This window comes from Burkholderia sp. AU6039, from assembly GCF_002223365.1.
Taxonomy (GTDB): Bacteria; Pseudomonadota; Gammaproteobacteria; order Burkholderiales; family Burkholderiaceae; genus Burkholderia.
Genome location: NZ_NKFK01000005.1, coordinates 2,761,720 through 2,774,278, shown reverse-complemented (window position 1 = coordinate 2,774,278; position 12,559 = coordinate 2,761,720). Strand labels below are relative to the sequence as shown.

General features: G+C 63.3%; 6 protein-coding genes. 5 read left to right on the top strand and 1 reads right to left on the bottom strand.

What is annotated here, in order from left to right:
* Window positions 1-372: 372 nt before the first annotated feature.
* Window positions 373-1,884, top strand: coding sequence for an aldehyde dehydrogenase family protein (locus CFB39_RS30140; protein ID WP_069252500.1), 1,512 nt, complete (start codon window positions 373-375; stop codon window positions 1,882-1,884).
* A gap of 105 nt (window positions 1,885-1,989) precedes the next feature.
* Here CFB39_RS30140 and CFB39_RS30135 read toward each other — a convergent pair whose 3' ends face one another.
* A complete protein-coding gene (locus CFB39_RS30135; protein WP_089475569.1) occupies window positions 1,990-4,437 on the bottom strand; it encodes a DUF3772 domain-containing protein in 2,448 nt (815 codons plus the stop codon).
* A gap of 468 nt (window positions 4,438-4,905) precedes the next feature.
* Between CFB39_RS30135 and CFB39_RS30130 the strand changes: the two genes are divergently transcribed.
* The 4 genes from CFB39_RS30130 (at window position 4,906) to CFB39_RS30115 (ending at window position 12,399) form a co-directional block, all read left to right on the top strand.
* Window positions 4,906-9,576, top strand: coding sequence for an RHS repeat-associated core domain-containing protein (locus CFB39_RS30130; protein ID WP_218829814.1), 4,671 nt, complete (start codon window positions 4,906-4,908; stop codon window positions 9,574-9,576).
* On the top strand, window positions 9,566-9,964 hold the full coding sequence (locus CFB39_RS30125) for an SMI1/KNR4 family protein (protein WP_089475567.1): 399 nt from the start codon (window positions 9,566-9,568) through the stop codon (window positions 9,962-9,964). The genes CFB39_RS30130 and CFB39_RS30125 overlap by 11 nt, the downstream gene beginning before the upstream one ends.
* A 192-nt stretch (window positions 9,965-10,156) precedes the next feature.
* A complete protein-coding gene (locus CFB39_RS30120) occupies window positions 10,157-10,510 on the top strand; it encodes a hypothetical protein (protein ID WP_144030335.1) in 354 nt (117 codons plus the stop codon).
* Window positions 10,511-10,971: 461 nt separating this feature from the next.
* Entirely contained in the window at window positions 10,972-12,399 is a 1,428-nt protein-coding gene (locus CFB39_RS30115; protein ID WP_089475565.1) for an MFS transporter, read from the top strand.
* Window positions 12,400-12,559 lie beyond the last annotated feature (160 nt).

Sequence of the window (12,559 nt, the reverse complement as noted above, 5' to 3'; positions counted from 1 at the left end):
TTTGTCATCAACTTGTGCACCGTCACGGCATCGCTGATGCCCGGTCACGGGCCTTGGGCAAGTCTGATATCAGCGAAGAAGCGCACGGTGTCATCGCGCCCGGGTGTTGCGTTTTCGGAATGAAGTCGTGAGTTAATATCAATAGCGGCCCGACTTGTGGCCACCGACAATGTGTTTCATGGATCGTGCCCTGCGAGGCGGGAGCGCGCCGTCCGGCGGGCTTCCGGCGGCGGCGCGGCGCGATGCGCCCGACGGCGCACCGGGCCTGCCGCGCGGCGCATCCGCTTGCACAGGGCGCGCGAACGCGCTCCAATCGAATCACGCGGGCGGCGTTGCCGCCGCACCGATCAATCTGTCCCTGAAGAGGAAGTGATGCAATTCAACGACATTCTTGCCGCGCTCGACATCGATCTCGCCCAGTGGAAAGGCAATGCGCTGACCGCGCGTTCGCCGCTCGACGGCGCGACGCTCGCGACGCTGGCCGTCGACACGCCCGCCGACGCCGAGCGCAAGATCGACGCCGCGCACGACGCGTTCCTCAAGTGGCGCACGGTGCCGGCACCGGTGCGCGGCGAGCTCGTGCGCGTGTTCGGCAACGTGCTGCGCGAGCACAAGGCCGAGCTTGGCCGCCTCGTCACGCTCGAAGCCGGCAAGATCACGTCGGAAGGCCTCGGCGAAGTGCAGGAAATGATCGACATCTGCGATTTCGCGGTCGGTCTGTCGCGCCAGCTTTACGGCCTCACGATCGCCTCGGAGCGCCCGGGCCACCGGATGATGGAAACGTGGCACCCGATCGGCGTGTGCGGCGTGATCTCGGCGTTCAACTTCCCGGTCGCCGTGTGGGCCTGGAATGCCGCGCTCGCATTCGTGTGCGGCGATTCGGTCGTGTGGAAGCCGTCCGAGAAGACGCCGCTCACCGCGATCGCATGCCACGTGCTGCTGCAGAAGGCGATCCGCGAATTCGAGAAGACCCACCCGGGCGTCGCGCCGGCGGAGCTGAGCCAGCTGGTGCTCGGCATGCGCGATGTCGGCGAGGTGCTGACGGCATCGAAGAAGGTGCCGGTGGTCAGCGCGACGGGCAGCGTGCGGATGGGCCAGGAAGTCGCGAAGGTGCTGAGCCAGCGTCTCGCGCGCGGCATCCTCGAACTCGGCGGCAACAACGGGATGATCGTCGCGCCGAGCGCCGATCTGGATCTCGTGGTGCGCGCGGTCACGTTCGCGGCGGTCGGCACGGCCGGCCAGCGCTGCACGACGCTGCGCCGCCTGATCGTGCATCGCAGCCTGGTCGAGCAGCTGCTGCCGCGCATCGAGAAGGCCTACGCGTCGGTGAAGGTCGGCAACCCGCTTGAAGAAGGCACGCTGGTCGGTCCGCTGGTCGATCGCGCGTCGTTCGATGCGATGCAGAAGGCGCTGGGCGATGCACGCGAGCAGGGCGGCGAAGTGAAGGGCGGCGAGCGCGTCGACGTCGGTCACGCGGATGCGTACTACGTGCGTCCGGCCATCGTGCGGATGCCGAAGCAATCGGCGGTGGTCGAGCGCGAGACGTTCGCACCGATCCTGTACGTGATGGTCTACGACAACTTCGACGACGCGATCGAACTGCACAACGCGGTGCCGCAAGGCCTGTCGTCGGCGATCTTCACGAACGACATGCGCGAGGCCGAGCAGTTCATGTCGGCAGCGGGCAGCGACTGCGGGATCGTCAACGTGAACATCGGGACGAGCGGCGCGGAGATCGGCGGCGCGTTCGGCGGCGAGAAGGAAACGGGCGGCGGCCGCGAGTCGGGTTCGGATGCGTGGAAGGCTTACATGCGCCGCGCGACGAACACGATCAACTACAGCCGTCAGTTGCCGCTGGCGCAGGGCGTGAAGTTCGACGTGTGATGCGGGGCGCCCGGACGGGCGCTGCGTGGAAGGAGAAAGGGCCGGCTGCCGCGTTGCGGTGCCGGCCCTTCGTTCATCTGCGCGACGGCAAGCGTGCGAGCCGCGTCATGCGTCTCCCGCCGCCGGCATGTTCTGCACGACCAGCATCTGCGGGCTCGACAGCGTGATGCCCGCCGCGCGCAACTGCTTCAGGATCTCGAACAGCAGGTCGCTCTTCGTCGAGCCGGCGATCCGCGGGCTCGACACGTAGCCCGTCACGCTCAGCGTGATGCCGTCCGGCGTGAGCTGACTGAACGTGACCGACGGCGCCGGCTTCTCGAGAATCGCCGCATGCGAGCGATAGGCTTCGAGCAACAGGTCGCGCACCTGCTCGGGATCGGTGTTCAGCGGGAACGTCAGCACCAGCGTCGCGACGCCCTGCGTGCTGTTGCCCATCGTCACGTTGCGCAGGTTCTGCGAAATCAATTGCGAGTTCGGCACGATCACGGTCGAGCGGTCGCTGAGCTGGATCTCGGTCGCACGCACGTTGATGCGGCGAATGTCGCCTTCGACGCCCGCGATGCTGATCATGTCGCCCACTTTCACCGGGCGCTCGGTCAGCAGGATCAGCCCCGACACGAAGTTCTTCACGATCTCCTGCAGGCCGAAACCGATACCCACCGACAACGCACTGACGATCCACGCGAGGTTGTTCCACCGAACGCCGAGCAGCCCGAGCGTCATCAGCACGAGCAGCACGTAGCCGACGTTGGTGAACAGCGTGATCAGCGACACGCGCATTCCGGTATCCATGCCGAGCGCGGGCATGAACTCGCTGTCGAGCCAGCGGCGCAGCGAGCGCAGCAGGTAGAAGCCGATCGCGAACCCGATCACGGCGTTCATGATCCGGTCGGGCATGATGTTCAGGCTCTGCAGCCGCTGGCTGCCGATCATCGCGACCGCACTGTCCATCAGGTCGCCCGGCGTCGTGCCGAAGCCGCCCGTCAGCAGCGCGATGGCCGCGATCAGCATCAGCAGGCTCGTGCCGAAGCCGGACAGGACCGTGCGAGCCTGGTCGAGGTGACGATCCTCGAGTGCGAACAGGTGCTTGATCTGCTGGCCCGTCGTCAGGCTCGACGAGAACAGGCTTTCGCTCGCGTCGCGCGTCAACTGGATCAGGATGTAGGTGGCGCCCAGCACGATCTCGAACCACACGAGCTCGTAGGTAATGAAGCGCGCGACCGTGATGTAACCGATCAGGAGTGCGATCAGGGTCGCGATGATGGCGAGCGTGACGGCGGCATGGATCAGCCCGGCGAGCGTCGAGCGCTGCTCGGGCGCTTCGCCGGCGGCCGCGAGCGCGCTGCGCGCACGGTTCGAGCGCAGCAACGATGCACCGACCGTCACCGCGACGACCAGCGACACGATCCCGCGGCCGAACAGCGTGACCGACAGGCTGGTGTCGACGATCCGGTTGATCGATTCGAGCGTGCCGGATACCAGCAGCAGCGCGGCCAGGATGCCGGGGAACGGCTTCATCGCGAGCGCGACCGGATCGGCGAGCGCGGGCAGGCGCCACGACGGATGCTTCGTGCAGAGCAGCGCACGGCCGAGCCCGGCGATCAGCGCGCAGGTCGCGGCAAGCTTCGCGAACTGGTCCCACAGATCGTTCAGCGCCGGCGTGAGGTCGTAATGGCGCGCGACGGCGAGGTAAAAGATCTGGACAGCGACGGCGGTTGCCAGCAGCGTCGACAGCGCGGTCGACAACGCCAGCGCGCTGCGGCGCAAACGCGTGGCCGGCAGGCGGTTCACGCAGAACCACGCGAGCCCGCGCTCGATGAGCCGGCGGCCGCCCAACCATGCCGCGAACGCGGCAACCAGCAGCACCACCGTGATCGCCTTTTGCCCGGGCACCCACGACGAGCGCAGCATGTCGAGCATTTCTTCGTCGAAATCCCCGAGCCGCTGGGTGTCGTCCGGCGAAAGATGGAACAACGGCAGCCAGAACTGCGCGCTGAAAATGCCGCCCGAACGGAACGCGAGCTGGTTCTTCAGCAGGCCGCGATGCAGCTTCGCGAACTGCTCGTTCAGGTTCGTGAGGCTGGCCTTCTGCTCGGCGGCCTGCTTCAGCGCTGCGTCGAGCTGCGTCTTGCGCGCGTTCAGCGTGGCCCGTTGCTTCGCGACGGCCGGCGTTTCCGGTGCGGCGCCGTCGGCGGGCGGGGGGCCGAGCACGTCGAGTTGCCCCTGGATCTGCGCACGCTGCGGCACGAGATCGCTCTGCAGCTTCTCGACATCGGTGCTCAGCTCCTGCGTCGAGTCGCTGAGCCCGTCCAGCTCCTTGCTGTTGGACGCGGTCGAGGTCTGCTGCTTGATGCGGTCGAGTTCGGCCTGCATCTGCTTGAGCTGCGCGACGGCGTCGTTCAGCGAGATGGCCGGGACGGGCGCGCCGACGCCGCTCGCGTTCGGGGCCGAGGCGGCCGCCGGAAACGCCGACGCGGTCGCGATCGCCGCGAACTGCAGCAAGGCGATCAGGGCGATCCGGCGAGCGTAGGTGGATAGTCGTTGTATGGACATGGAATGCTTACGATTTGCCGACAGTTCAGGTCGCCGAAAGGCGCCCGGAAGCCGGTGGTTGGCCCGGTAGCATGTTACCGGGGTGTGGGGACGAGCGATGTCCGAATCTGCGGGGGCGGAATTGGGGCGCAGTGAGGCGGTGACGGGCCACGTCCGGCGGCTTGTGCCCCGGTTTACCGGGCTTGCGTCGATCGTGCCACGCAGGAAAGGTCGCGGTTCGTGGTGCCCGGTGACGCTGATCGGCCAGATAGATGGTTACCGAATTTACATAACGTTCGGGGCAAGGCGTGCCAACAAATAGGGTGCAATGGCCCGTTTCGGGGGTGGGCTAGCGAGCCGTGACCTTTCATTTTCCAGTCGTCCATTCGTCGGTACAATGCCGCGGGTCGCTGGCACGACGTCCACGAGATGAACCAGGGACGGCTGCCGCGGGCCGAAAAAACGAACAACGAGAAGAATCCTGAGAGCATGGCAGATCAAAAACTCCCGCCGGGCGCGGAATATGAGCAGGCCACCCCGTGGCTGACCGATGTGCATCCGGACGACGTCGTGGCGTCCGGCGAAGGCTTCAACGCGTGGCTGATCCGCGTGACGGACGGCTACGTGAACGTCGACCGGCTGGCGACGGTGGCCAGCATGATTCCGGTCCTCAACAACCTCATGGCGCTGGCCGACGCGCTGACGGACATCGTCTCGATCATCCGCAAGCGTGGCGGTGAACTGCTCGACTATCTCGGGCTGGCGATCAACCTGATCGGCGTGATTCCGTTTCCGCCGGTACTGGCGCCGATGCGCCTCACGGCACGGCCGCTGCTGGCGCTGATCCGTAACCAGCTTCTGATTCACAAGCGCGACATCGGGGCCGCGGTCGTGTCGATCGTCGTCACGCACGTGCAGGCGTCGTTTTCGACCGAGGTCGAGGATTTCCTGACGAAGCTGCAGGCCGTGGTCAATGACCTGATCGATCACTGCGCGGCGAAAGCGCAGGAGATCTTCACGGGTCTGGCCGACGGCATCGACGCGGTGGTGGCGGGCAAGCTGTTCGATCCGACGAAGAACGAACGGGAAGCCGCCGAATACCGGCAGTTGATGAAGAAGAGCGGATGGCTCAGCAAGGACCTGGTAAAGGGGGCGTGGGGTTATCTGTCCGAGTCCGGTGTGGCACTCGGCAAGCGCAATGCCAACTCGGCCGGCAGCACGGCGGCAGGGCTCGTTCCCGAGAAGTACGTCGCGCCGATTCGCTCGATTGCGGCGTCGTTGCGCACATTGGCACCGGTGGTGGTCGGCAAGATCAACGAACTGAAGGGCAGCGACGAAGGCAAGCTGATGTGGCTGCTGCTGAAGCTGATCAATGCACTGCGGCACAAGCGTGAAGCGATGCGGACGGCAGCGATCAAGTCGCAGGGCACGACGGAAGCAGAGGCCCGGCGGCCGCAGGTACCGCTTGCAGCGGCGAAGAAGGAGGCCAAGGCGAAGGGCTCTGGCGTCAACCATTGCGACGAGTGCGGTAAGGGCGTATCGATCGGTTCGATCAGCTATTCGTTCGGCGACGAGACGTTTTCCCATGCCGATTTTGAATTGCAGGGTGCGATGCCTGTTGTGTGGATGCGGGTCTATCGGTCCCGGCTGGCCGGATACGACGACGGCGAACTGGGTGCGCGCTGGCTGTCGCCGTACATGACGCGGATCGATGTTCGGGGCGGTAAGTGGATCTACAGCGACTCAACCGGCCGCAACATCGAATATCCGGCGCTCGCGGCAGGTGCGGTTCACGACGATCGCGTGGAAGGCGTCACGCTGAGCCGGCTCGACGACACGTGGGTGACTGTCGCGTACGGTCACGATTTGCTTCATGTCTACGAGAAGCGCGGCGATTCGTTCCGCCTCGCATTGCAGAAGGACCGCGCGGGAAATACGATCGCGCTCGATTACGACGACGCGAATCGCCTGGCGCGGCTCGTCAGCTCGGCCGGGCATACGCTCGCGTTTCATCACGACAGTCACGGGCGTATCGCAACGATCGAGCAGATCGTCGACGCGAACACCCGCAGGCCACTCGCGCAGTACCAATACGACGTGAACGGCGACCTGGTTCGGGCAACTGATCGTTACGGTAATGCACGCCAGTATGCGTACCATCGCCACCTGATTACCCGCTACACGGATCGCACGGGCCGCGGCATGAACCTCGAGTGGGAGGGGGCCGAGCGCGACGACAATACGAACGCACGGTGCGTGCGTGAATATGCCGATGACGGCAGTCACGACATTCGCCTGATGTGGCATCCGAATATCCGGTTGACGTATGTGACCGATGCGCTGGGCAACGTCACGCGGTACTACTACAACATCCGCGGGTACATGTACCGGATCGCGTATCCGGATGGGACCGAGGAGTGGATGCGGCGCGACCAGGACAACAACCTGGTGATGCACGTTCATCGCGACGGCGGCATCGAGGAGATGGACTACGACGCGCGCGGGAACTTGACGAAGCATTATCGCGTCGATGGGGCGGTTGTCGCGATGGAGTACGACGACAAGGATCAGCTCGTTCGGCTCAAGGATCCCGAAGGGTACGTGTGGGAGCGTTCGTATGACGACGCGGGCAATCTCGTGGGGCAGAAGGACCCGCTCGGGCGTGAGACGAAGTACGCGTACAACGCGGCGGGGATGCCGGTCAAGATGGTCGATGCCAAGGGTGGCGCGAAGGCGCTCGTCTACGCCGCCGCCGGGCAATTGCTGCAGTACACCGACTGTTCCGGCAAGGTGACGAAGTGGCGCTACGATACCGATGGGCGACTCGCGCAGTCGATCGACGCTGCGGGCAATGCCACGGTCTACCAGTATGGCAAGAATGGCGAGTTGAGCGAGGTCTCGTCGGCGGCGGGCACTATCCGATTCACGCATGATGCAGAAGGCCGGTTGCTTTCCCAAACCGATCCGATGGAGCGCGTCACGCGTTTTTCGTACGACGTGGCGGGGCGTGTGGCAAGCCGCGTCGATGCGCTCGGCTATACGCTTTCATATCGCTATGATCGTCTCGGTCGCTTGACTGCATTGACCGATGCGAATCGCGCGACCTATCAGTTCCATTACGATCCTGCGGGGCGCTTGCTGGAAGAGATCGGTTTCGACGGCAAGCGGACGACGTATGGATACGCCGAAGGCACGCTGCAGCCGGTGAAGATCGATGAGGCCGGGCAGGTGACGGAACTCGAGTTCGATCAGGCTGGCCGGATTACGCGCCGAATCTCGGGTGCTAGCGAAGAGCGGTTCGCGTACGACGCGAGCGGTCGGCTCATCGAGGCGCGCAACAGTCATAGCCGGATGCAGGTGTTCTTCGATCCGGTCGGTAATCCGGTTCGCGAGCATCACGCTTACCGGTTGTTCGGCGAATCGCGCAGCTACGTTTGGCATCACGAATACGATGAAATCGGCACGCGGATCAAGACGGTTCGACCCGATGGGCATGTGCTGGACTGGCTGACCTATGGCTCTGGTCACGTACACGGGCTCGTGCTCGATGGCGAGGAGCGAATCCAGTTCGAGCGTGACGATCTGCACCGCGAAACGGGGCGGACGCTGTCGAGCAAGCTGGCTCAGCAGACGCAATACGATCCGGCCGGCCGGATTGCCCGGCAGGCGGTTCGGCGATCGAACGCGCCGGCTGCGCTGGCCGAGCGCCGGTATCGGTACGATGCCGTTGGACAGCTCGAACATATCGAGGACAGCCGCAAGGGGCTGATCAGTTATCGCTATGACCCGATCGGCCGCCTCATTGCGGCGATCGGGCCGCTCGGCGCGGAGCATTTTGCGTTCGACCCGGCGAGCAACATCGTTGATCCAGGCAGTCCCAAGCACGCGCGCACGCCGGGGCTGGCGAAAGCGAGCCCGGTGGTGCCGGACAGCGTGGACAGCACGTTGCCGCCCGAAGTGCCGAAGGTGCTCGGCAATCTGTTGAAGGAATACGCTGGCACGCACTTCGAATACGATGCGCGCGGGAATTTGATCGGGAAGCGTTCGCCGTCGGGTAGGCAGCAGTACGAGTGGGACGGATTCAACCGGTTGAGAGTCGCGCATGTCGAGGAATCTGAGCGGCAGCATGAAGCGCGGTATTTCTACGATCCCTTTGGACGTCGGATCGGCAAGGATGTCGATGGCGTGCGGACGGTGTTCGGCTGGGATGGCGATCAGCTTGCTTATGAAAGCAGCGAGGGCGGCGCGACGCAGTATGTGTACGAGCCGGAATCGTTTGTGCCGCTTGCCCAATATGTGACGGCGCAGCCGGTTGCGGGGATTCAGACGCCGGTGTGGCAGGAAGGTGAGCCGTATGTGCCGGAGAATGATCCGCTGCAACGTGTGCCGGAACGGCAGTCGGACGCGCATTTGTTTTACTACCACTGTGACCAGATCGGTACGCCGTTGCTGATGACGGACGAGGCCGGCGAGGTAGTGTGGGAGGCGGCGTATCGGGCCTGGGGCGAAGCACGGGAGGTGATCGCGCGGGTGTCGCAGCGGGCAGGTATCGTGGCGAGGAACCCGATTCGGTTTCAAGGGCAGCAGGAGGATGCGGAGACGGGGCTGAGGTATAACCGGAATCGGTACTATGATCCGAGTAGTGGGCGATTCGTCAGCAAGGATCCGATCGGGTTGGCAGGAGGGATCAATGTTTACCAGTACGCGCCTAACTCGATAAGCTGGATTGACCCGCTTGGCTTGGCATGCCGCCGACCGGGCGGCTATCGCGTGAATGATGCAGATCAACACGGCAACCTTAGCCCACAAGCGAATCGAGCGCCGGGTAACACGAATACGGTTGCCGACGGGCTGGTGCAGTCGCATCATGCGATTCAGCAGGAATGGGCAAAGCAGCAGGTGTTCCCCAACGGGACCTATAGTTCACGAGCTGCTCCGGCGGTTTTGCTGCCGAGCACTTCGGGATCCGTCCACGCCCAAATCTCAGGTATGCAGCGGGCATTCCGAAATCAAAACGGCTTCAATACCGATGTACGGACAGAGTTTAACGAGGCTGCTCGGCAGATGAGGGCAGCAGGTGTCCCAGAAGCTGTCGTGCGACGAGCGATACGGCAGAATTACAAATATTTCGACTGTTTGGGAGCTTTCAATGCTAAATAAAGCGTATCTTGGCCAACACTTCGAACTCAGAATCCCGGCGACCCTTAGCCAGATTAATGTTGCAGAGGCGAAGTCTGGGTTGTCTTTTCCTAAAGAATACGTTGACTTTCTTTCGATTACTAACGGTCTAAATTCGGCGGGTTGCTTGGCTCTTCATGAAATAGAAATTTTGCCTGAGAGAAATGTCGAATATGAAGTCCAGAAGTATCTTCCTGGATATTTCATGATCGGGGATGATAGCGGTGGCCAAGCAATTCTGATTAACTCTGCCGGAGAAGTATTTGAAGTGGGGATGGGGGTAATGAACCCGAATTTTTTGGAGAAATCGGCTGACTCGCTGACCGATCTGTTGGTGAATCTCAAAGGCTTGACGCTTGGGGAGAGGTGAGCCCAAGGTCGCGCCACTCGGAGCCGTTGATCAAAAGTCCGGTGGCTTGGTGTTGTTTGTGCGCACGGACCCAATATCAATGTGAGAAGCAAGACGGCCAGATGAGGCCGGTGGTACAAAAGGGGCGTGAGTACTTCTGCTGATGCTTGGGATTAGCGATAGTTGGATTTGCCGGGCGAGGAACTGTCTGCCGTGAAGTATTACGTTCTGTCTCAAAGAGCGGACCCGGGATGCCCGATCGGCATGCTGAATGGCGCGCTGTACGACAAGTACTATCAGGACACCACGAGTGTAGGCGTCGGATACTTCCCCTGGTATGCAAACCCGTCGCGCGGGAAGGCGCACGAAAAATTTCCGGATGGCGTCGTCTTCATCACCCAAGACGATCGGTACGATTTCGATGTCCGCGCAGACTTGGGTTTTTATTACCTGATGAGCGAAAGATTTGGCGCTGTTGTCTCTGAGCTGAACGTCCCGATGGTGGACGTCGCACCGGTCAGGATTTTGTCTTTGGAAGGAGAGCCCGCATCGAGAGACGGCTATTGAGTTGCGATCTTCCCGAGCTTTTGGCCTGAAGAGGCGGATGGCGGCGAGTCGAAGTTTTTAGGCGGGAAATTTTGGCGGAATCGCAAGAATAAGGAAGCTGGTTGTATTCGACGATTTCGTATGTCCTGTCTTCAAGCTGAATGGCATGGAGGGGAGCAGCAACTCGCTGATCTGCTCCGAAGAATTTCACGACGAAGCCATCAGGCGTGGCATCAAGGGAGTCGAATTTCTGGATGCAGAGAGCGTCGATTGGCCGGCGGTGAAGCCCGTATGTCGTTGTGCTCCGATCGCCAGTGACGGTGGAACTGGCTTGATCAAGGCTGCTCCTATGCGTTGCGGCGCGCGACCGCGCGTCAGATGACTGATGTGTTCCGCCGCTCGCCTCGCTAAAATGCGCGAAGCCGCTCGCCAACGCCCCTCTGGTAGCGCCAGGACAATCAAGAATCCGGAGACTTGCCACCATGGCATCCACCCAGCCCGACCCGCTCGCCGCAGCGGGCGCCACCCGCGTCGCGGCGATCGACCCCGGCTCCATCTCGGCCCGCCTCGACCGCCTGCCGCCCACCCGCACCGTCTGGAAGCTCGTCGTCCTGCTGAGCCTCGGCTTCTTCTTCGAGCTCTACGACCTGCTCTATAGCGGCTACGTCGCCCCCGGCCTCGTGAAAAGCGGAATCCTGTCGGCGACGACGCACGGCCTGTTCGGCACCACGGGCGTCGCGAGCTTCATCGCCGCGCTGTTCTCCGGGCTCTTCATCGGCACGATCGCCTGCGGCTTCCTCGCCGACCGTTTCGGCCGCCGCGCGATCTTCACGTGGTCGCTGCTGTGGTACACGGCCGCCAACGTCGTGATGGCGTTCCAGGACACCGCCGCCGGGCTGAACTTCTGGCGCTTCGTCGTCGGTCTCGGCCTTGGCGTCGAGATGGTGACGATCGGCACGTACATCTCCGAACTCGTCCCGAAGCAGATCCGCGGTCGCGCATTCGCGTGCGAGCAGGCGGTCGGGTTCGTCGCGGTGCCGGTGGTCGCGTTCCTCGCGTACCTGCTCGTGCCGCACGCCCCGTTCGGCCTCGACGGCTGGCGCTGGGTCGTGCTGATCGGCGCGCACGGCGCGCTGTTCGTGTGGTGGATTCGCCGCGAACTGCCGGAAAGCCCGCGCTGGCTCGCGCAGCAGGGCCGGGTCGAAGAAGCCGATCGCATCATGCGTGCGCTCGAGGCGAAGGTCGAAGCCGAATACGGCCGGCCGCTGCCGCCGCCCGCGCCTGCCGAGCCCGTGCCGCCGCGCGGCAGCTTCCGCGACATGTGGGTGCAGCCGTATCGCAGCCGCACGATCATGATGACGATCTTCAACGTGTTCCAGACGGTCGGCTTCTACGGCTTCGCGAACTGGGTGCCGACGCTGCTGATCAAGCAGGGCATCACCATCACGTCGAGCCTGATGTATTCGAGCGTGATCGCGCTCGCCGCGCCGATCGGCCCGCTGATCGGTCTCGTGATCGCCGACCGCTTCGAGCGCAAGTCGGTGATCGTCGCGATGGCGGCGGCGATCGTCGTCTGCGGGCTGCTGTTCAGCCAGACGACGGTGGGTGCATTCCTGATCGTGCTCGGCATCGGCCTCACGCTCGCCAGCAACATCATGTCGTACAGCTTCCACGCGTATCAGGCCGAGCTGTTCCCGACGTCGATCCGCGCACGGGCCGTCGGTTTCGTCTATTCGTGGAGCCGCTTCTCGGCGATCTTCTCGTCGTTCGTGATCGCGGCGGTGCTGAAGGGATTCGGCACGTTCGGCGTGTTCGCGTTCATCGCGGGCGCGATGGTGATCGTGATGGCCGCGATCGGGTTCATGGGGCCGCGCACGAAGGGCATCGCGCTCGAAACCATCTCGAAGTAACCGGTGGTTGCGCACGCATGCCGCATGGTTCGTGCGGCGTGCGTGCGATGCGATGGCGATTGCATCGTGCGTACGGCATGTACCGCGTATCGGGAGTAATCTGGTATCCGAATTGATTTGAAGACCAGGTCATGCCTTGGCGAAACACACAGCTTCCTGT